Raw genomic sequence first — 20,790 nt, 5'->3', positions numbered from 1 at the left:
ACTACTAACTACAAGCAAAATAGTTCTATACTACTTGCTTTTGAAGCCAATTTTAGATATTAAGCATTATGACATCAGAACAGAGAAAATGAATTTTTTTGCACTCTTTATTCTTTTTTTGACAATTGAGACCGTTGTAACTATAAGAATATTAAATGAAAAGCAATAAAACAGGACATTTAGCAAGGCATTAAAAAAAATATATTTTTATATCCTTTTGGATATTAATAAAAAATGTACCTTTGCGCCAAATTTTAGAAACGTAAATATAACATATTTAATAATTATGGTGATTTTAAAGAGACCACTTAGAGTTATAATAGCAACATTTTTAGCGTGTCTTCCATTGATGAGTTTTGCGAATCATGAAGTTGATTCGGCACATGTACAAGAAGCAGCAGCTCACGAAGTAGTAGCCGAAGGACATCATGAAGGAGCTCATGCTGAACCAACAGATGTAAAGTCTAAAATTAAAGCGTTCATCGGTCACCACGTTTTGGATTCTCACGATTTTTCGTTGACTCAAGATGATGCCACTGGAGAAGCTTGGGGTTTTCCATTACCTGTAATTTTATGGGATAATGAGCTACACGTTTTTTCTTCTGCTAAATTCCACCACGGAAAAGAAGTAGCAGAATCTAATGGTAACTATTATGCTATCAATCACCACGATGGTAAAATTTATAGAACAGATGCTTCAGGAACAATTACTGAGAATGAAGAAACGGGTTTCCCTACTAATGTTCGTCCTATTGACTTTTCAATTACTAAAACAGTAGTTTCAATTATTGCTGCTGCTTTATTAATGTTTTGGATTTTTACTAGCTTGGCAAAATCATACGCTAAAAACGGAGGAATCGCTTCTGGAGTAGGTCGTATTTTTGAACCAATAGTAATTTACATTCGTGACGAAATTGCGATTCCAAACATTGGTGAGAAAAAATATAAAAACTACATGAGTTATTTATTGACAATATTCTTTTTTGTATTGTTCTTAAATATCTTCGGATTAACTCCACTAGGAATTAATGCTACAGGTAACTTAACTATTACTTTTTCATTAGCATTTTTAACTTTCTTAATTACAAACTTAACGGCTAACAAGAATTATTGGGGACACATTTTCTGGATGCCGGGTGTGCCAAAACCAATGCGTATTATTTTAGCACCAATTGAGTTGTTAGGAGTTTTCATCAAACCATTTTCATTAATGATTCGTTTGTATGCAAATATTTTTGCAGGACATATTGTATTGATGAGTATTATTGGTTTAATGTTTATCTTTAAAAGCTGGATTGGAAGTAGTTTGTCATTTGGATTATCATTTGCACTTTCTATTCTAGAAATATTAGTAGCATTTTTACAAGCGTATATTTTCACGATGTTATCTGCACTTTACTTTGGTTCAGCTGTAGAAGAGCATCATCATGAAGAAGGTCACCACTAAAAAAGTTATAAGTTGTGAGTTTTAAGTTATGAGTCATTAGACATTTAACTTTTAACAAATAACATTTAACTTTCAAAAAAGAATGTTTAATTTTTAATATATATATCATGGAAATTCCACAAATTATTGGAGCTGGATTAATCGTTATCGGAGCAGGTTTAGGTATTGGTAAAATTGGTAGTTCAGCAATGGACGCTATTGCTCGTCAACCAGAAGCTTCAGGAAAAATCCAAACAGCTATGCTTATCGCTGCTGCACTTATTGAAGGTATTGGTTTCGCGGCTTTATTCGCAGCTTAATTAAAACACAAAAAACGATAGTTGCAACGGTTGGTTGTAACTATTGTTTTTAAAATTAAAACATTACATTGCAGCAATGCAACTGGATTAAATTTAGAATATAAAATTTAGAATTATATATAATGGAAAAGTTAATAAATCAGTTTGAGTTTGGTTTGTTTTTTTGGCAAATATTAATATTTGTTGGATTAATATTATTATTGAAAAAATTCGCTTGGAAACCTATTCTTGATGCAGTTAATGAAAGAGAACAAGGAATCAAAAATGCATTAGAATCAGCAGAAAATGCTAGAAAAGAAATGCAAGATCTTCAAGCTGATAATCAAAGAATTTTGAACGAAGCTAGAGCAGAGCGTGATGCTATGTTGAAAGAAGCTCGTGAAATGAAAGAGAAAATTGTTGCTGATGCAAAAACAGAAGCGCAAGTTCAGGGATCAAAAATGATTGAGCAAGCTAAAGCTGCTATTGAAAGTGAGAAAAACTCAGCTATGGCTGAATTGAAATTACAAGTTTCTACTTTATCATTGAGCATTGCAGAGAAATTATTGAAAGACGAATTATCTAATACTGAAGCTCAAACTAAATTAGTTGAGAAAATGTTAGGTGACGTAAAGCTAAACTAATATTATGGCAGGTACAAGAGCAGCAATTCGTTACGCAAAAGCAATCCTTAGCATGGCAGACTCAATAGGAGTGGCTAGTGAGGTAAATAACGATATGATTTTAATTGCTTCAACAATCAAAGGGAACTCTGAATTAAATGCTTTTATTCAAAGTCCAACAATAAGTGTTGAAGTTAAAGAAAGTGCATTATTGGAAGTTTTTGCTAATATTAATGGCGTAAGTAAAGGTTTCTTTCATTTATTATTCGAAAATAAAAGATTTGAAATTCTTGAAGCTATTGCAGTAGCATATTCTAATTTATTCGATGAAGCTAATGGTATTGAAGTAGCCAAAGTAACTACTGCTATCCCAATGGATGCTGATTTAGAAGCTAAAGTTTTAGCTAAAATCACCTCTTTGTCAGATAAAAAAGTAACTATTAAAAATATTGTAGATCCTGCTATCATTGGAGGATTTATTTTAACCATAGGCGATAAGCAGTACAATGCTTCTATTGCTAACCGATTACAAGTATTAAGAAAAGAATTAAGTAACTAGTTTTATTGCACATTAAGTGTCTAAATTATAAATTAAGATGGCGGAAATCAAACCTGCTGAAATTTCAGCAATATTAAGAAAGCAAGTAGAAGGTTTTGAATCTGGCGCTACGCTAGAGGAAGTAGGAACGGTACTTCAAGTTGGAGACGGTATTGCTCGTATTTACGGGCTTTCAAATGTTCAATACGGTGAGTTAGTTGAATTTGAAAATGGTCTTGAGGCTATTGTATTGAATCTTGAAGAAGACAATGTAGGTGTGGTACTTTTAGGACCATCTACAGGAATCAAAGAAGGTTCGGTTGCAAAAAGAACACAACGTATTGCTTCTCTTAAAGTAGGAGAACAAATGGTAGGACGTGTTGTTAACACACTTGGTTTTCCAATTGATGGAAAAGGACCAATCGGTGGAGACTTATACGAAATGCCTTTGGAAAGAAAAGCTCCTGGAGTAGTTTTCCGTCAACCAGTTACTGAACCATTACAAACAGGAGTAAAAGCAGTAGATGCTATGATCCCAGTAGGTCGTGGACAACGTGAGTTGGTTATTGGTGACCGTCAAACAGGTAAATCAACTGTTTGTATTGACACTATCTTAAATCAAAAAGAATTTTATGATGCTGGGAAACCAGTATTTTGTATCTATGTTGCAATTGGACAAAAAGCGTCAACTGTAGCAGGGATTGCAAATATGTTAGAAGAAAAAGGTGCAATGGCTTACACAGTTATCGTTGCTGCAAATGCTTCTGATCCAGCTCCAATGCAAGTTTACGCTCCTTTTGCAGGTGCTGCAATTGGAGAATATTTTAGAGATTCTGGTCGTCCAGCTCTTATTGTTTATGACGATTTATCTAAACAAGCTGTGGCTTACCGTGAGGTTTCTCTTTTATTAAGAAGACCACCGGGACGTGAGGCTTATCCTGGAGACGTTTTCTACTTACACTCTCGTTTATTAGAGCGTGCTTGTAAAGTTATCGCTGATGACGGAATTGCTAAAAACATGAATGATTTACCAGATTCTATTAAAGGAATCGTTAAAGGTGGTGGTTCGTTAACAGCTTTACCAATTATCGAAACTCAGGCAGGTGACGTTTCTGCATATATCCCAACAAACGTAATTTCGATTACTGATGGTCAAATTTTCCTTGATGGAGATTTGTTTAACTCTGGGGTTCGTCCAGCAATCAACGTAGGTATTTCTGTATCTCGTGTTGGAGGTAATGCTCAAATTAAATCAATGAAAAAAGTTTCTGGAACTTTAAAATTAGATCAGGCACAATTCCGTGAATTGGAAGCGTTTGCTAAATTTGGTTCTGACCTTGATGCAGTTACATTAAACGTAATTGAAAAAGGAAAAAGAAACGTTGAGATCTTAAAACAAGGTTTGAATGATCCTTATACTGTTGAAGACCAAGTAGCAATTATCTATGCTGGTTCTAAAAATTTATTGAGAAATGTTCCTGTAAACAAAGTAAAAGAATTCGAGAAAGATTTCTTGGCATTCTTGAACACAAAACACAGAGCTACTCTTGATGCTTTAAAAGCAGGAAAATTAACAGATGAAATTACAGATGTAATCGAAACTGTAGCGAAAGAAGTTTCAGCAAAATATAATTAAGATAGAAGTTAGAAGCTGGAAGTAAGAAGTTAAAATCTTACTTCCTACTTCCATCTTCCAACTCCAAACTTTTACAAAAAATGGCGAATTTAAAGGAAATCCGTAATAGAATTACTTCCGTTTCATCTACGATGCAAATCACATCTGCGATGAAAATGGTATCTGCAGCCAAGCTTAAAAAAGCTCAGGATGCAATTACAGCCATGCGCCCTTATGCCGAAAAATTAACGGAATTATTGCAAAGTCTTTCTGCAACTCTTGAAGGAGGAACAGGTGAAGAATTTACTACCCAACGTGAAATTAAAAAAGTATTACTTGTTGTAGTAACTTCTAATAGAGGTTTAGCAGGTGCATTTAATACTAATGCAATCAAAGAAGCTAAAAGTCGTGCGGCATACTATGCAGGAAAGCAAGTTGATATTTTTGCTATAGGTAAAAAAGGAAATGATATTTTAAGCAAAACAAATACTGTAATTGAAAATCAAAGTCCAGTTTTTGACGACTTGACTTTTGATAATGTTGCTGCTATTGCCGATACATTAACTCAAAAATTTGTTAGTGGTGAGTATGACAGAATTGAATTGATTTATAACCAATTTAAGAATGCTGCTACTCAAATTGTTAAAACAGAACAATTTTTACCATTAGCTCCTGTAAAATCTGATTTAAATGTTGCTGCTGCAGATTATATTTTTGAACCATCAAAAGAAGAAATCGTTTTGACTTTGATTCCTAAATCATTAAAAACACAATTATACAAAGGAATCCGTGATTCATTTGCTTCAGAACATGGTGCACGTATGACTGCAATGCACAAAGCAACAGATAATGCTACTGAATTGAGAAATCAATTGAAATTAACATACAACAAAGCACGTCAGGCTGCCATTACTAACGAGATCTTAGAGATTGTTGGTGGAGCAGAAGCTTTGAATGGATAATATTTTTATTCGAAATAGATTTAAAAGTCTCGCAATTGCGGGACTTTTTTTTTGAAATATTTTAAAAAGAAATTATAATAGGTGTAAAACCAACACTGATTAAACCAAAGATTTAGTTATTTTTGTTTTCGTTTATTCGTATTAAGATCTATCATTTTGAGTTTATATAAAAATCTTTTCAAACAAACAGCCATTTACGGACTTGCTACGGTTTTGCCTAGGATGTTTAGTTTTTTGTTAGTGCCACTTTATACCGATTTGCTTCCAAAAGCTGAGTACGGAAAAGTGACGATAATATTTGCCTGGATGATTTTTTTCAATGTGATTTTGGCTTACGGAATGGAAACTGCTTTTTTTAGATTTTACAATAAAGAAGAAAATAAGCAAACAGTAGTCGAAACTTCGATGGTTTCTATTTTTTGGACCACAGTAGTATTCCTAGTCGTAGCACTTTTATTCCGAACTTCATTAGCAGATTGGTCTGGAATCGACTCTCAATATATTAGCTATGCCATTTGGATTTTAGCACTAGACGCCTTGGTCATTATTCCATTTTCTAAGTTAAGAGCTTTTCAAAAACCTATGACGTATGCCATTATTAAAATTGGTAATGTATTGGTCAACTTATTATTGAGCATTCTGTTTTTGATATATTTACCAAAATTATCGGTATTAAATCCCACAGGATTAATCAGTTCCTTTTACATAGAAAATTTCCAAATAGGTTATATCTTCCTGGCAAATATTATTGCCAGTTTATTGACTTTTGTGGTGTTATCTCCGGACTATGTTTTCCTGAAATGGAAATTCGATTTTAATTTGTGGAGAAAAATGATGGTTTACGGATTACCCATTTTGGTTGCCGGAATCGCTTTTGCCATCAACGAACAATTTGATAAAATTCTTTTGTCTAAATTATTACCAAAAAATATTGCCGATGACGAAGTAGGAGTTTATGGAGCTTGTTACAAATTAGGATTGTTTATGGTTTTGTACCGCACGGCTTATACGCTTGGAATAGAACCTTTCTTTTTCAGTCATGCTTCCGATAAAAATGCACCGAAAACTTATGCTATGGTTACCAAATATTTTGTCATTTTTGGTTCATTCATCATGTTAAGTGTCATCGTTTTTGCCGATTTATTCAAATTGATTCTTCTTCAAAAGGAATCCTATTGGGTAGGGATGAAAGTTGTCCCATTAATTATTTTGGCTAATTTTTGTTTAGGAATTTATACCAATCTTTCTGTTTGGTACAAATTGATTGACAAGACTTATATTGGCGCATACATTTCAATTGTTGGAGCCATCATTACTTTGGTACTTAACTTTTTATTAATTCCATCTCATAGTTACTTAGGTTCAGCCATTGCAACATTGGCTGCTTATGCCAGCATGATGTTGATTTCGTATTATCTTGGCAACAAATATTATCCTATTCCCTATGATTTTAAAAAAATAGGAGGTTATCTCGGTTTGTCTATTTTCTTCTCAGTAGTTTCTTTTTATTATTTTAGAGAAAATTATTTTGTTGGAATTACGTTGTTACTTTTGTTTCTCTATTTCATCTACCACAATGAGAAAACCACTTTGATGAATATTCTAAAGCCTAAAAACAATCAGTAAGAATAAGTGTTGACTTGTTCTTAAATAAAAAAATAAAAAGAATGAAAATAAATATTATCAATAAATCGCAACATGCTTTGCCAAACTATGAAACCATAGCGTCGGCAGGAATGGATTTAAGAGCCAATTTAACAGAATCGATAACGTTGCAACCATTAGAAAGAACCATTGTTAAAACAGGTCTTTTTATCGAATTGCCGATAGGTTACGAAGCGCAAGTGAGACCAAGAAGCGGACTGGCTTTTAAAAACGGAATCACGGTACTCAACAGTCCAGGAACCGTTGATGCCGATTACCGTGGAGAAATAGGCGTGATTTTAGTTAATTTATCCAATCAGGCTTTTGAAATCCAAAATGGAGAACGCATTGCCCAATTAATCATTGCTAAACACGAACGCGCCGAATGGACTGAAGTCGAAGAACTATCAGAAACTTCAAGAGGAGCAGGTGGTTTTGGCAGTACAGGAGTAAAATAGTTTACAGTATTCAGCCAGCAGTGGCAGAAAACTGTTATTGAAAAAAAATAACCAAAAATAATAATAATTTAAAGATTCAATGATGGAAGGATTTTTTAATCATTCAATCATTCAATTTTTTAATCTTTCAATCAAAACATGAAAATAATAGTTCCAATGGCCGGTAGAGGATCCCGTCTACGTCCACATACATTAACCATTCCTAAACCATTAATCCCAGTTGCCGGTAAACCCATCGTTCATAGATTAGTAGAAGATATTGCTGCTGTTTTGAATCAGGATATTGAAGAAGTAGCTTTTATTATTCACGAAAGTTTTGGCGAAAAAGTAGAACAGGACTTAATTGCTATTGCTGAAAAATTAGGAGCAAAAGGGACTATTTATTATCAAAATGAAGCGTTGGGAACAGGACATGCCATTATGTGTGCCAAAGATTCACTTTCTGGTCCAGCAGTAATTGCTTATGCCGATACGCTAATTAGAGCTGATTTTGAATTGGATCCGTCTGCTGATTCGGTAATTTGGGTAAAACAAATTGAGAATCCGGAAGCCTTTGGAGTAGTTAAACTAAACGATAAAAACGAAATTATCGAATTGGTTGAAAAACCTAAGGAATTTGTGAGTGATTTAGCTGTTATCGGGATTTATTATTTCAAAGACATTGCCATTTTAAAACAAGAATTGCAAAATGTTTTAGACAATAATATCCAAAATGGGGGGGAATACCAAATTAACGATGGTATCAAAAACATGATGGCTAACGGAAAAATATTCAAAACTGGCGAAGTAAGCGAATGGATGGATTGCGGAAACAAAAATGTTACTGTAGAAACCAATTCGAGAATGCTTGGCTTTTTAGCGGCTGACAAAGTTGATTTGGTTTCTAAAACCGTAAAAATAGAAAATTCGACTATTATTGAACCTTGTTTTATAGGCGATGATGTTGTTTTGATTAACGCAACTGTTGGTCCAAATGTTTCTTTAGGAAATGGATGTCACGTTGTTGATAGTAGTATTAAAAATAGTTTGGTACAAACGCATGCACACATTAAAAATGCTAATTTAGACAATGCCATGATAGGAAATCATGCTAGTTTTGATGGTAATTTTACAAGTATAAGTATTGGGGATTATTCCGTATTGGAATAATGACGATAACAATAAAAATTTACCATTAAGAAATTAAGATTTATTAAGCTTAATCAACTTAATTTCTTAATGGTAAATTTCGGTTCTTTAATATTTGCTAGACAAAAATGAAAAAGTTAGTTTCTTTACTGATAATGTTGGTTTTGCTATGCAATTCGGCTTTGTCTTGGGCACAAACGGAACCCGAAGAAATTAAACTCGAAGACAATAAATTTAAAGATTATTTTTTTGAAGCCTTAAAGCAAAAGGGAATTGAAAATTACGATAAAGCTATTGTGGCTCTGGAACGTTGTTTGAAAATTGAACCTAATAATGCCACAATTCATTATGAAATAGGCAAAAATTATTTAGCTTTAAAAGACTATAAAAATGCCTATTCTTCTTTTGAAAAAGCCAGTACTTTAGATCCCACAAACAAATGGTTTTTGATAGGAATGTATGATGTAGATTATGAAACCAAGGATTATATTGATGGAGTTAAAATAATTAATAAACTCATTTTATTTGATCCTAAGTTCAAAGAAGATTTAGTTTCACTCTACATGAATACGGGTCAATTTGATGAAGCCTTGACGCTTATCAATGAGCTGAATGAAAATGCTGGTAAATCCGACAGGCGAGAAGGTTATAAAATGCAAATTTTATCACAAGGACAATATCAGGATGCCGAAATAGCAAACTTAGTAAATCAAATCAATAAATATCCGAAGGAAGAATCCAATTATATTTCGTTGATTTATTATTATTCTAAAAAAGACAATTTAGAAAAAGTCCTTGAAATTGCACACCAATTAGAAAAACAAATTCCAAGTTCAGAGTGGGCACAAGTGAGTTTGTTTAAAAGTTATTTGGTTAACAATGAAAGCGAAAAAGCCATCAATGCCATGAATATTGTTTTGGCAAGTGCCAAAGTAGACAGTAAAATAAAACATCGCATTTTTAATGAATTTCTAATCTACGTTAATACTAATCCACAACTAACTCCCGTTTTAGATAAAGCCATCGGGTATTTTGATAATGATACCAATGTCAATGTGGCTAAAGAAATTGGAAAATATTACCATAACAAAAAGCAATTTGATAAGGCGGTAAAATACTATCAACTTTCGTTTAAGAAAAATAATCTTGATGAAGTAGAAACTAATTTACTTTTGTTGGATATTTACATCCAGCAGTCTGAATTTGAAAAAACAGTAAAAACGGCTACTGATATGGTCGCGTCTTATCCAGTACAACCACAGTTTTATTATTATGCCGGATTGGCTCACAATCAGCTAAAACAATTTAAAAAAGCGAAGGAAATGTTAGAAATGGGCATGGATTATGTAGTAGAAGATATTCCGTTAGAAATTAATTATAACATTCAGTTAGGAGAAGCTTATAATGGTTTAGGAGATGCAAATAAAAAAGAGCTTTATTTTTCTAAAGCCAATGAATTATTAAAAAAACAAAAACAAGATGAATAGATTCTTAGTATTAGTAGTGGTAGTTTTTATGGTTTCTTGTAAACCCAAAGCAGTGGCTACATCGGCAACAGTTACTGAACCCGTTGATAACATGAAAACAGCTAAAGTAATTGACAATCATTACAGCAATAAAAGCGAGTTTTCTACAGTATACATCAAAGCCAATGCCCGATTTTCTAATGAAAAACAAACGCAAAATGTAACTGCCGAGGTTAAAATAAAGAAAGACGAACAAATTTTAGTCAGTATTCGTTTTATAGGAATTACAATGGCAAAAGCTTCGATAACTCCTACTTCGGTAAGTTATTACGAAAAAATAAAAGGAACTTATTTTGAAGGCGATTTTAGCGCTTTGAGCCAATGGTTAGGAACTGATCTGGATTACAACAAAATTCAAAATATGTTATTAGGTGAAGCTTTGGACGATTTGAACAAAGGAAAATACACGCAGGTTTTGCTGGATAATCTCTACCGTTTAGATGATACGAATAATGGGAATACTAAAAAAAGCTATTATTTTAATCCAAATGATTTTACCGTAAACAAGCAAGAAGTAACGCAAACGGCTGAAAATAGAAACATCCAAATTACTTATCCGGAAAGAGTAGCCCACACAGAAGCTAATTTGCCATCAAGTGTTGAAATTAAAACCAGTCAGCCTAAAGGAAAATCAGAAATTAATTTAAATTACAACTCGGTTTCATTCAATGAAGAACTTTCTTTTCCATATAGTGTTCCAGATGGTTACAAAAGAATAATAATTAAGTAAATTTGCAAAAATATAATTTTAAGATGCCAAAATATTTCCTTAGTCTGTTATTTGTTTGCATGACCTCTATGATGTGGAGTCAATCGCAGCAAGAAAAGTTAGAACAACGAAAAGCTCAAATTCAGAGAGAAATTAGAGAGAATGAAAAGATGTTGCAAAACGTCAAGTCAAAGGAAAAATCAGCTATGAACGTTTTTTTGATTCAAAAAAATAAAATCAGACTGAAAGAAAACTTAATCAATACTACCGAAAAGCAAACCCGACTTTTAGCCGATGATATGTATCGCAATCAACTTAAAATAAATAAGTTGAATAGAGAGTTGAAAATCTTAAAAGAAGATTATGCTCAAAAAATTGTCAATTCTTATAAAAGTCGTTCAGAGCAAAGTAGAGCCATGTTTATACTTTCTTCTGAGAATTTTTTACAAGCCTACAAAAGAGCACAATATTTAAAACAATACACTAGTTTTAGAAAATCGCAAGGAGAAGAAATTAATGTCAAGTCGAAGGAATTACTTAGTATTAATGAAAAATTAAAACTTCAAAAAATCGCAAAACAAAAATTACTCGAAGAAAACAAAAAAGAACGAGTAGCCCTTGTAAAAGAAAAACAAGAACAAGAGAAATTAGTCAATTCGATTAAAAAAGATAAAAACCGTATTGTTTCTGATATTCGAAAAAAACAAAGGGAATCAAAAACAATTGATGCACAAATTAACCGTTTGATTCGTGAAGCCATAGCTGAAGCGAATAGGAAAGCGGCTTTAGAACGTGCCAAAGCTGCAGCAGGCGATAAATCAAAATCGGGTAGTAAAGAAGTAAAAGAAAGTGTTGCTAGAACTTCGGTGTCATCATCAAGAATAGAAATGACACCAGAGAATAAAATAATTGCCGATAATTTTAGAGCCAATAGAGGAAATCTTCCTTGGCCTGTAGAAAAAGGATTTATATCATTAGGCTATGGCGATCAACCACACCCAATATACAACACATTGGTAGTTCATAACAGTGGTTTAGAAATCACCACTAATGACGGTGCCAATGCAAGAGCTGTATTTGGAGGAGTAGTTTCTAGTGTACAGATAATATCTCCTGTTAATAAAGCAGTTATTATTCAGCATGGAGATTATTTTACTGTTTATCAAGGTTTGAGCTCTGTAAATGTATCTGCAGGAGAGAAAGTAAGTATTAAACAAAATATCGGTAGGATTCGTACCAATGGTGATACTGGTAAAACTGTACTTAAATTTATTTTGTCACAAAACACAAGTTATATGAACCCACAAGGTTGGTTGTCAAATAGATAACAGTTATATAAAACATAAAAAAAGCGAATCAGATCTGATTCGCTTTTTTTATGTTTGGATTTTTCAAAACACTACTGCTGCTGTTGTTCAGCATACACTAATTGTTGTTGAAATTCAATGGAGTTTTTTTGTAATTCTACATCATTTATTTCTTCAAAATGCCTACCATCTTCGTATCCAATAGAAACAAAAACAGAAAGTGTTTGTTTAGAAACGCCTTTAAAAGTTCCTTTTACAGGAGTACAATCCGTAAAGTTAATTCCAACGGATAGTTTAACGTGGTTGTCCATGGTCCAAATATTATTAGTAGGGTCAATGCCTAGCCAACCTTGTTTTGGGGTGTAAATTTCAACCCAGGCGTGCGTTGCACCTTCACCTCTAAGTCCGCTTTCGTTAGGGCAAATATAACCACTTACATATCTGGACGGAATGCCAGCAGTTCTTAAAAGTTGTAAAAGTACATGAGCAAAATCCTGACAAACACCTTTTCTATGTCCTAATATTTCATCTACTGTAGTTTCAATATTAGTAATTCCTTTGGTATACGTAAAATTGGTGTAAATGTATTTGCTGCAATCAAAGGCAATGTCAATAATCGATTTGTTCTGGTAGTCGATTTCTTTTAGAATAGCATTAATTTCATCTTGTTTATTAATGGTTTCTGGATAACAAAGACGCAGTAAATAGATATCATTGTGCAGGTTCAAATCTTCGACTTTAGTATCATCTATTTCTGGAATTTTAAGTGAATGATTGACACGAACCAGCATTCGGGATTCAATGGTCATTTCGGTGTGGGCTTCTAAGGTGTTAAAATTCCCCACTCGATTACCGTGATAATCCTTTGTAATAGCCACATCAGGGTTTTGAGAAATCAAAAGCTGGTACTGCAACACATCTTGATTCTCAAAGTTATGTGGGAACAAACGAATCTCGTTGATACTTTCTTTTATCGGTAAATTGTATTTGTATCTTGTAATATGGATGATGTTGAAAATTGCCATTTATTTTTAGGTATATGAAAAGAATAATTTAGAGAAATCCATCGAAAAATCATTCAGTTGATCTTTGGTGTTTTTTAGCACTTGTTCTAATTGAAAATTGGTCAGATGATGGTAATCGGTGTATTCCAAATAACTTTTTAATCGTCCAAATTGATTGCGCATTGTGCGTGCTTCCATCAGATTATTGTTTTTAAAAACACATTCTAAATAAGTTTCGATTAGGCCTAAAGTAAAAATTACCGAATGTGCAAAATCAGGATTGAAAATCACATGTTGGATTACTTTTCGATTGTGTGGAATATTGCTATAGCTTTTTAGATACAACTCATAACCTGACAAAGACAATAATAATTTTCGCCAATACAATAAATCTTCTTTTCCTTCCAGGTTGTATTCAATTGGAGCATAATACGATTGTGTCATCGAAATGGTTTGCAAACATCTTTCGATATGTTTACCAATACTCGAAAAACACCAACCTAATCCTCTGGGCATGGTTACATGAAAAATCCCATTATAAAGTAAAAAGTCCTTATTCAGTTTAGCTAAAATATTAATCGCATCGGGTGTTTCCAGCCTTTTAGGCAAGTCTGGTAAATTGATGTAATGGTACATTGAATTGATGTGTTCCCAAAGTTCTTTGGTAATTTTATCCTGAGAACCCCGGGCATTTTCTCTGGCTTTAGTGATTAAATTCCGAACCGAATTGAGATTTTTGTTATCACAAATTACATATTTCAACACAAAATTAGTGTCGTGCTGAAATTCCGCAATGTACTCTGGAGATAAATCAGTATAATATTTTAATAAGGGTTTGTATCCTTGATAATCATTAGTCTCTTGGTCAAAAGACATGATATAAAGCGTGTTGAGTGTAAGCAACATCCCATCGGTTCTTTCCATGTATCGGTTGAGCCAAAACATTCCGTCGGCTACGCGACTGAGCATATTTACTTCCATAGTTATTTTTTTTAAAGTTTAAAAACAATTTCGACTTCATTTATTTCATGATCCAGGTATCCTTGCTACCACCGCCTTGGGAGGAATTTACTACCAAAGAACCTTCTGTTAGTGCGACTCGGGTAAGTCCGCCAGGAACAATTGTTACTCCGTTAGGACCGCATAAAGCATAAGGTCGTAAATCTACGTGTCGTAGTTTTAATTCGCCGTCAATGTAACAGGGAACGGTGCTTAACTGAATGATGGGTTGGGCAATAAAATTGCGGGGATTATTTAAAATAGCCACTTTTGCTGCATCAAGTTCTTCCTCAGTAGCCTTATTTCCCATTACCATTCCGTAGCCACCACTCTGATTGGTTTCTTTGATTACCATATTTCCCATGTCGGCAAAAACCAATTCCCGTTCTTCTTTATTTTCCATTTGGTATGTAGGCACATTTTTCAGAATCGGTTCTTCGTTAAGATAATAACGAATCATTTCTGGCACATAAGCATAAATGGCTTTGTCATCGGCAACGCCATTTCCAACCGCATTTACTAAGGCGACATTTCCCATTTTGTAAGCACTGATTAATCCAGGAACGCCCAGTGTACTATCAGGTTTGAATACCAATGGATCTAAATATTCGTCGTCCAAGCGTCGGTAAATAACATCTACTTGTTGCAAGCCCGAAGTGGTTTTCATGTATACTTTGTGATTGTTAACCACAAGATCACGACCTTCTACCAGCGGAATTCCCATTTGCCTTGCTAAGAAAGTATGCTCGTAATAAGCCGAATTGAAAACACCGGGAGTCAATAAAACCACATTAGGATTTGAGATGGTTCTTGGCGAAAGCGAAATCAAAATGTTATGGAAAATCATAGGATAATTGGCCACCATACTTACATTATTGGCACGAAACATCTCTGGGAAAATTCTCTTAGTAATTTCCCTGTTTTCTAGCATATAACTCACACCACTGGGACACCTTAGATTATCTTCCAATACATAAAATTCCCCTTTTTCGCCTCTTATTAAATCAATTCCGGCAATGTGAACGTGAATGTCATGCGGAACTTTAATTCCATGAACTTCTGGGATATAATGCGGACAAGAAGCAATTAACGAAGCCGGCATAATACCTTCTTTTATAATCAATTGTTCGTTGTAAATGTCTTCCAGAAACAGGTTTAACGCTTTTAATCTTTGGGCAATTCCAGTTTCGACTTCCATCCATTCGTTTTTGGTAATTATCCTGGGAATGATATCAAAAGGAAATATTCTTTCGATTCCCTGGTTGTCATCACTGTAAACCGTAAATGTAATCCCCTGGTTCATAAAAATATCCGAAGCCTGTTTTTGTTTTAGATTCAGCTTATCAATATTTAAACTCTCTAATGTTTGCAAGACCTGTTTGTAAGAATCTCTTACTCCGTCTTTAGAAAACATTTCATCCCATCCCTTTGGACTTAATTTAGGTGTCAAATTTACCATTCTATAAATTATTGAAAAATTAATAAAAACTAATTTTGGTTAAAAAAACATCAGTCTTTAGGCTAATTTAACAATTTTGTAGATAAGTATTTTAAATTTTGTTGTGAATAATGTAATTAATGTAGCATTCTTTTTTTGCCGATATGTTTTTTGAGAATTAGTGTTTTAAAACTAAAATTTTTTTAGATTTCTCAACTATAAAAATAAAGAACACAGTCTTTTTATCCATTTGAGTACAAGGATTTTGAGAAAATAATATTAAAAATAAGAAAACGAATAAATGTTAGCAGAAGCTAGATTAAATTAAAAAGGTTCATTTTTGGAATACGTTCACAATTATTGGAACTGAATGTAACTTGGTTTTGGCGTAAATTCTAATAATTGCTCTGGAGTGTATATTTTCCAGTCGTTCCAGTTGTCATTTTTATAAAATAATTTAAAGCCCGTGAACTGAACGGGTTCTCTGTAAATGTATCTTAAATAAGTAGAACGTTTTAAAACCTGACTCCCAAAACCGTCCATGTCTATTACAATTTGAACTTCAGGAACGGTCTTGATGGCTTTATAATTCGTCACCATACCTTGGGTAAAACGATGTACGACTAATATTTTTGGGGTCAATTTTTTTTCACGAACAATTCGAGCTAAAATAGCAATCGCATCATTAATATCATCGGCAGACATAGTTCCAATTTTTTTACCTGGAATTTCACCGTTTTTCATTGAAAATTCAGGGTCAATGCCCAGATGAACATTGGGTAAAGCCAGATATTCTTCAAGTTGAGTTACTTCTTCCTTAACCGTACTATGTCCCACTTGAATGTCTAAAAAAACCAAAGCATTTATGGGTTTTGCCCAACTTAAAATCGTATCGATTTGTTTGAAAGGCATTCGCATATTATGTCGGTTTGCTTTTCCTGGAGCGGCTTGCGCAGAAACGGCAATGTAATGCAAAGCTGGAATAGTGGTTACACTTGAATCGGCAGCTTGCCATTTGGCTACTTCTGCTTGTAGTTTTTCAATCATTTCGGCTCTGGGATACTCGCCTAAAACGCCCATTCTTTTCGAATATAAATTGCCGTAAAAAGCAATGATTCGGTTGTAAGGCAATAAAGCACCCGGCAAAGGATATGGTGCTTTTACCGGCCATCTGCCCGTAGTATCTTTGTTGCTTAGCGCCAACATTCTTTGGTTGAAATCGACGGTGTCAATTGTTGTGATTGGCTTTTTTTCAACCGAATCTATTTTTACTACAATAGTGTCTTTTACAGGAGTTTTTTCAGTGTTGGATTTGCTTTTTTTGCAGTTGGTAAAAATAAAAAATAAAAAAGGGCTAATCAATAGTGCGAAAGCATATTTTTTCATAAAGAGAAATGGTATTAAATACAAAAGTAGCGTATTTAATACCGTGCTTACTGGATTTGAATGCTATTATGCTGTTAAAATTTGTTTTGTTTTTCTAAGGTTTTACTAAAGCAACGTCTTTTGTTGTAATCATTTTTTTGCTCTTGTTACTCCAAGAATTTAGCACATAGTTCATTACGTCGGCAATTTCTTCATCGCTCAATCCCATGGGCGGCATAATCGAGTTAAATTTTTTCTGATTGACAACAATTTCGCCTTTTTGGCCGTATTTTACCGCATGAATGCTTTCGGTTATTTTGGTTTTTAACCAATTGGAACCATCCAAAGGCGGAAATGTAGTTCCGTTTCCTTTTCCGTTGGCTAGATGGCATTGGATACAAAAATCAGTATAGACTTCTTTGCCTCGAGCCATGCTTTTTTGCAATGGCGTTTGTTGTTGTTCCGTTATAGTAATGTAATTTGTTTTCGAATTAAAATCGAGATTATTTTTCGAAAAATAGAAAAATGCGGATGCCAGCAAAGTAAATCCGAAAGTTAATTTAGTAACCATCTATTTGATTTTTATAAGGTTAATTTGGGATAATTTTTAAAATTCCTTTTCCTTCCACTCCAATGTAAATGTAGCCATCAGGACCTTGTGTTACACTACGCAAACGACCAATATCAGTAGCGATTTTTTGTCTTCCAATGATTTTTTCACCGTCTAATTTCACCAATTCTAAATATTGAAATTTTAATGAACCTACTAATAAATGGCCTTTCCAGTCAGGATATTTATCGCTGGTTACAAAAGTCATTCCGCTTGGAGCGATAGAAGGTGCCCAATAATAAATAGGATTTTCAATTCCTGATTTTTGTTGCTCCGTACTAATTGTGGAATTATCATAATCAATGCCGTAGGTTACCACTGGCCAACCGTAATTAGCTGCTTTTTTGATAATATTAATTTCGTCTCCGCCTTGTGGACCGTGCTCGTGTTCCCAGATAGCACCTGTTGTAGGGTGAATGGCTAATCCTTGTGGATTACGGTTTCCATAACAATAAATGGCAGTTTTAGCATTTTCTTTTCCCACAAACGGATTGTCTTTTGGGATGCTTCCATCATCATTCAAACGATAAATTTTTCCGTTATCCCGGGTAATGTCCTGCGGATTTACGAAATGATCGCCTCGTTCTCCTGCCGAAAAATACAAATAACCTTGGTTGTCAAAAACAATTCGCGAACCAAAATGCTGTCCTTTAGTCGTATTGGGTTCGCATTTGTATAAAGATTCTATTTGAGTCAAGCTTTCGTTTTCTAATTTGGCTCTAATAAGTTTGGTATTACCGCCATTTCCTTCGCCTTCGGTAGAAGCATAAGTTATGTAAATCCAGCCATTTTTAGCATAATCTGGATGCAAAACAATATCGAGCAAACCTCCTTGACCGCGATTATAGACTGCAGGAACATTTTTAATTTCGGTTTTTGTGCCTTTTGTAATATGAAATAAAACACCGCTTTTCTCTGTAACTAACATCGAACCATCGGGTAAAAAAGCTATTCCCCATGGATTGTTAATACCGTCTGCTACGGTTTCTAAACGGTAATTCTTTGCTTCTTCCTGTAACGGAATTTCATTGTTCGTTTTTAACTGTGCCTCACAGCTTAAAATAAAAAAAGAAAATAACAGTAGTGAAAATGTTTTCATGGTTTGTGTATTAAACTTTGTTTTTAAAGGTAATGAAAAAGTTTAAACTGAATTTTAAATTTCAGAATTCTTCTAATCTATTTTAATATTTAGTAAATGCAAGCTGTTTATTAAGAGTTGTTTACAGAATTCGAGATGCGTATTAATTATTTATAAGAGTATTTTAAACACTTTATGGTAATATCCTATAATGTTTTGAGAAAATTTTATATTAAATCGTTGTAGTTTTCGGATAAATTTGTAAAATCATCAATAAGTTGTACGATATGTTTATTGATGATCAAAATTGAATTTAAAATCCCATCTTTAATAAATGAAAAATTTACCATTATTAGATATCGCTATTATTGTAATCTATTTGGTTGCAATGGTGGGCGTGGGAATTTATTTCTCTAGAAAGAACAAGAGTTCAGAGCAATATACCAAGGCTTCAGGAGCCATTCCGGGTTGGGCAATTGGATTGTCATTGTATGCTACTTTTTTAAGTAGTAATACTTTTTTAGGCGTTCCAGGAAAAGCATTTGGTAGTAACTGGAGTGCTTTTGTATTTAGTTTGTCCATGCCATTTGCAGCCATAATAGCCTACAAATTATTCATTCCGTTTTATAGAAATGTACAGGAAGTTTCCGCTTATTCTCATTTAGAAAAGCGTTTTGGCTTATGGGCAAGAACCTATGCCGTGGTTTGTTTTATTTTGACACAGCTCGCCAGAATGGGTTCTATATTCTTTGGAATTGCTTTGAGTTTGCAGGCACTTACGGGTTACGACATGCAATCGATTATGATTGTGGTAGGAGTTTGTATTGTAATTTATACCGTTTTAGGCGGAATTGAAGCAGTAATTTGGACCGAAGTTATTCAGGCGGTTTTGCTGACTTTTGGAGCACTATTAATTTTATTTACCATCATTAATAAAGTGCCAGGCGGTGTTAGTGAGATTATCGAAATTGGTCAAGCCAATAGTAAATTCAGTCTTGGTTCTTTTTCGTTAGATTTTACTTCGCCTACTTTTTGGGTAATCTTATTATATGGTTTTTTTATCAATTTGAACAATTTTGGAATTGACCAAAATTATGTGCAACGCTATCACGCGGCTGCAACTAAAAAGGAAGCAGCTAAATCTTTATGGATTTGTGTGGTGATGTATGTGCCAATTTCGTTGTTGTTTTTTGTGATTGGTTCTTGTCTTTTTGCTTATTATCATATTAATCCGGATTTAATTGAAGGAGTAAAGCTAAAAGCAGCAGCAGAAGGACTTCCACTTCGCAGTACGGCAGAGCAAATTTCATTGAGCGCTCAAACATTAAAACCATCGGATTACGGCGATAAAGTGATGCCTATGTTTATGGTAAAAGAAATTCCTTCAGGATTAGTAGGTTTGATTATTTCGGCAATTATGTCGGCAGCTATGAGTACCATTAGCTCGGGAATGAATGCTACAGCAACGGTTTTTTGCATTGATATTTACAAAAGATATTTCAATCCTAATTTAGGCGAAAAACAATTTTTAAGATTGCTTTATATCGCTACAGCAGTATTTGGAATTGCAGGAATGGGAGTAGGAATTATGCTGATAGGAACAAAGAGTGTTTTAGATATTTGGTGGGAATTAAGCGGAATATTTTCTGGCGGAATGCTAGGGTTGTTCTTGCTCGGAATTTTGAGTAGACAATCTAAAAATCTCGAAGCCATGATTGCAACAGCGATTGGTTTAGTAGTCATTTTGTGGATGTCGCTTTCAGATAAAATTGCGGTGAGTTATCCATATTTGAAAAGTCCATTTGACAACAATATGATTATTGTAATAGGAACGCTAAGTATCTTTTTGACAGGAATTATTATCACTCGAATTAGAGGAAAGAAGTTAGAAAGCAGTATTTAAGAAGTTAGAGGTTAGAAATTAGAAGGAAGAAAGCAGTGAAAATCTTAGTGCGCTTTGTGTTTAAAAAATAGAGAACTGAAGTTAGAAAATAAAAATAAGAATAAAGATTACAGCAGTGATTCTTGACTAATTGTTAGTCACTAATTACTAATTACTAA

At 33.8% G+C, this 20,790-nt stretch carries 19 protein-coding genes; 13 read left to right on the top strand and 6 right to left on the bottom strand.

Annotated elements, in window-relative coordinates; translation table 11 throughout:
• Window positions 1–286 precede the first annotated feature (286 nt).
• The 12 genes from atpB (at window position 287) to AAGV33_RS07670 (ending at window position 12,256) form a co-directional block, all read left to right on the top strand.
• Window positions 287–1,447 carry a F0F1 ATP synthase subunit A gene (atpB, locus tag AAGV33_RS07725; protein WP_373391393.1) on the top strand — a complete coding sequence of 387 codons (1,161 nt, stop codon included), beginning with the start codon at window positions 287–289 and terminating at the stop codon, window positions 1,445–1,447.
• A gap of 107 nt (window positions 1,448–1,554) precedes the next feature.
• A complete protein-coding gene (atpE, locus tag AAGV33_RS07720) occupies window positions 1,555–1,746 on the top strand; it encodes an ATP synthase F0 subunit C (RefSeq protein ID WP_026712861.1) in 192 nt (63 codons plus the stop codon).
• A 122-nt stretch (window positions 1,747–1,868) separates the two neighbouring features.
• On the top strand, window positions 1,869–2,369 hold the full coding sequence (locus tag AAGV33_RS07715) for a F0F1 ATP synthase subunit B (RefSeq protein WP_373391392.1): 501 nt from the start codon (window positions 1,869–1,871) through the stop codon (window positions 2,367–2,369).
• 4 nt (window positions 2,370–2,373) lie between these two features.
• Window positions 2,374–2,907: an ATP synthase F1 subunit delta gene (gene atpH, locus AAGV33_RS07710; protein WP_373391391.1), complete on the top strand. Its 534-nt coding sequence runs from the start codon at window positions 2,374–2,376 to the stop codon at window positions 2,905–2,907.
• 37 nt (window positions 2,908–2,944) lie between these two features.
• The gene (atpA, locus tag AAGV33_RS07705; RefSeq protein ID WP_373391390.1) at window positions 2,945–4,522 is read left to right on the top strand and encodes a F0F1 ATP synthase subunit alpha; all 1,578 of its coding nucleotides are present in this window, start codon (window positions 2,945–2,947) and stop codon (window positions 4,520–4,522) included.
• An 80-nt stretch (window positions 4,523–4,602) separates the two neighbouring features.
• Window positions 4,603–5,463, top strand: a complete 861-nt coding sequence (atpG, locus tag AAGV33_RS07700; protein WP_373391389.1) for an ATP synthase F1 subunit gamma — start codon at window positions 4,603–4,605, stop codon at window positions 5,461–5,463.
• A 156-nt stretch (window positions 5,464–5,619) separates the two neighbouring features.
• Window positions 5,620–7,089, top strand: coding sequence for a lipopolysaccharide biosynthesis protein (locus AAGV33_RS07695; protein WP_373391388.1), 1,470 nt, complete (start codon window positions 5,620–5,622; stop codon window positions 7,087–7,089).
• Window positions 7,090–7,103: 14 nt separating this feature from the next.
• Window positions 7,104–7,565 carry a dUTP diphosphatase gene (gene dut, locus AAGV33_RS07690; protein WP_373391387.1) on the top strand — a complete coding sequence of 154 codons (462 nt, stop codon included), beginning with the start codon at window positions 7,104–7,106 and terminating at the stop codon, window positions 7,563–7,565.
• A 138-nt stretch (window positions 7,566–7,703) separates the two neighbouring features.
• On the top strand, window positions 7,704–8,714 hold the full coding sequence (locus AAGV33_RS07685) for a sugar phosphate nucleotidyltransferase (RefSeq protein WP_373391386.1): 1,011 nt from the start codon (window positions 7,704–7,706) through the stop codon (window positions 8,712–8,714).
• Window positions 8,715–8,821: 107 nt separating this feature from the next.
• Window positions 8,822–10,180: a tetratricopeptide repeat protein gene (locus AAGV33_RS07680; RefSeq protein ID WP_373391385.1), complete on the top strand. Its 1,359-nt coding sequence runs from the start codon at window positions 8,822–8,824 to the stop codon at window positions 10,178–10,180.
• Window positions 10,173–10,949: a lipoprotein insertase outer membrane protein LolB1 gene (locus AAGV33_RS07675; protein ID WP_373391384.1), complete on the top strand. Its 777-nt coding sequence runs from the start codon at window positions 10,173–10,175 to the stop codon at window positions 10,947–10,949. Before AAGV33_RS07680 ends, AAGV33_RS07675 begins: the two co-directional genes overlap by 8 nt.
• Window positions 10,950–10,972: 23 nt before the next feature.
• Window positions 10,973–12,256: a murein hydrolase activator EnvC family protein gene (locus AAGV33_RS07670; RefSeq protein WP_373391383.1), complete on the top strand. Its 1,284-nt coding sequence runs from the start codon at window positions 10,973–10,975 to the stop codon at window positions 12,254–12,256.
• Window positions 12,257–12,327: 71 nt separating this feature from the next.
• Here AAGV33_RS07670 and AAGV33_RS07665 read toward each other — a convergent pair whose 3' ends face one another.
• From AAGV33_RS07665 to AAGV33_RS07640, 6 genes are all read right to left on the bottom strand, one after another.
• Window positions 12,328–13,260 carry a transglutaminase family protein gene (locus AAGV33_RS07665; protein WP_373391382.1) on the bottom strand — a complete coding sequence of 311 codons (933 nt, stop codon included), beginning with the start codon at window positions 13,258–13,260 and terminating at the stop codon, window positions 12,328–12,330.
• Between the two features lie 6 nt (window positions 13,261–13,266).
• On the bottom strand, window positions 13,267–14,220 hold the full coding sequence (locus tag AAGV33_RS07660; RefSeq protein ID WP_373391381.1) for an alpha-E domain-containing protein: 954 nt from the start codon (window positions 14,218–14,220) through the stop codon (window positions 13,267–13,269).
• Window positions 14,221–14,260: 40 nt separating this feature from the next.
• A complete protein-coding gene (locus AAGV33_RS07655; RefSeq protein WP_373391380.1) occupies window positions 14,261–15,697 on the bottom strand; it encodes a circularly permuted type 2 ATP-grasp protein in 1,437 nt (478 codons plus the stop codon).
• Window positions 15,698–16,033: 336 nt separating this feature from the next.
• Entirely contained in the window at window positions 16,034–17,062 is a 1,029-nt protein-coding gene (locus tag AAGV33_RS07650) for a hypothetical protein (RefSeq protein ID WP_373391379.1), read from the bottom strand.
• 94 nt (window positions 17,063–17,156) lie between these two features.
• Entirely contained in the window at window positions 17,157–17,612 is a 456-nt protein-coding gene (locus AAGV33_RS07645) for a c-type cytochrome (protein ID WP_373391378.1), read from the bottom strand.
• Window positions 17,613–17,631: 19 nt separating this feature from the next.
• Window positions 17,632–18,750, bottom strand: coding sequence for a PQQ-dependent sugar dehydrogenase (locus AAGV33_RS07640; protein WP_373391377.1), 1,119 nt, complete (start codon window positions 18,748–18,750; stop codon window positions 17,632–17,634).
• A 313-nt stretch (window positions 18,751–19,063) separates the two neighbouring features.
• On the opposite strand from AAGV33_RS07640, the gene AAGV33_RS07635 reads away from it, so the two are divergent.
• On the top strand, window positions 19,064–20,632 hold the full coding sequence (locus AAGV33_RS07635) for a sodium:solute symporter family protein (protein WP_373391376.1): 1,569 nt from the start codon (window positions 19,064–19,066) through the stop codon (window positions 20,630–20,632).
• Window positions 20,633–20,790: the final 158 nt, after the last annotated feature.

Origin of the sequence: Flavobacterium magnesitis (assembly GCF_041729735.1) — a bacterium.
Lineage (GTDB): Bacteria > Bacteroidota > Bacteroidia > Flavobacteriales > Flavobacteriaceae > Flavobacterium > Flavobacterium magnesitis.
Note: the sequence above shows the minus strand (reverse complement) of the source record. Positions and strands in the feature narration are given on the sequence as shown.

Coding starts and splice junctions, on each gene's coding strand:
- atpB (WP_373391393.1), top strand. CDS start 287: ATGGTGATTTTAAAGAGACCACTTAGAGTTATAATAGCAACATTTTTA.
- atpE (WP_026712861.1), top strand. CDS start 1,555: ATGGAAATTCCACAAATTATTGGAGCTGGATTAATCGTTATCGGAGCA.
- AAGV33_RS07715 (WP_373391392.1), top strand. CDS start 1,869: ATGGAAAAGTTAATAAATCAGTTTGAGTTTGGTTTGTTTTTTTGGCAA.
- atpH (WP_373391391.1), top strand. CDS start 2,374: ATGGCAGGTACAAGAGCAGCAATTCGTTACGCAAAAGCAATCCTTAGC.
- atpA (WP_373391390.1), top strand. CDS start 2,945: ATGGCGGAAATCAAACCTGCTGAAATTTCAGCAATATTAAGAAAGCAA.
- atpG (WP_373391389.1), top strand. CDS start 4,603: ATGGCGAATTTAAAGGAAATCCGTAATAGAATTACTTCCGTTTCATCT.
- AAGV33_RS07685 (WP_373391386.1), top strand. CDS start 7,704: ATGAAAATAATAGTTCCAATGGCCGGTAGAGGATCCCGTCTACGTCCA.
- AAGV33_RS07680 (WP_373391385.1), top strand. CDS start 8,822: ATGAAAAAGTTAGTTTCTTTACTGATAATGTTGGTTTTGCTATGCAAT.
- AAGV33_RS07675 (WP_373391384.1), top strand. CDS start 10,173: ATGAATAGATTCTTAGTATTAGTAGTGGTAGTTTTTATGGTTTCTTGT.
- AAGV33_RS07670 (WP_373391383.1), top strand. CDS start 10,973: ATGCCAAAATATTTCCTTAGTCTGTTATTTGTTTGCATGACCTCTATG.
- AAGV33_RS07665 (WP_373391382.1), bottom strand. CDS start 13,260: ATGGCAATTTTCAACATCATCCATATTACAAGATACAAATACAATTTA.
- AAGV33_RS07660 (WP_373391381.1), bottom strand. CDS start 14,220: ATGGAAGTAAATATGCTCAGTCGCGTAGCCGACGGAATGTTTTGGCTC.
- AAGV33_RS07655 (WP_373391380.1), bottom strand. CDS start 15,697: ATGGTAAATTTGACACCTAAATTAAGTCCAAAGGGATGGGATGAAATG.
- AAGV33_RS07650 (WP_373391379.1), bottom strand. CDS start 17,062: ATGAAAAAATATGCTTTCGCACTATTGATTAGCCCTTTTTTATTTTTT.
- AAGV33_RS07645 (WP_373391378.1), bottom strand. CDS start 17,612: ATGGTTACTAAATTAACTTTCGGATTTACTTTGCTGGCATCCGCATTT.
- AAGV33_RS07640 (WP_373391377.1), bottom strand. CDS start 18,750: ATGAAAACATTTTCACTACTGTTATTTTCTTTTTTTATTTTAAGCTGT.
- AAGV33_RS07635 (WP_373391376.1), top strand. CDS start 19,064: ATGAAAAATTTACCATTATTAGATATCGCTATTATTGTAATCTATTTG.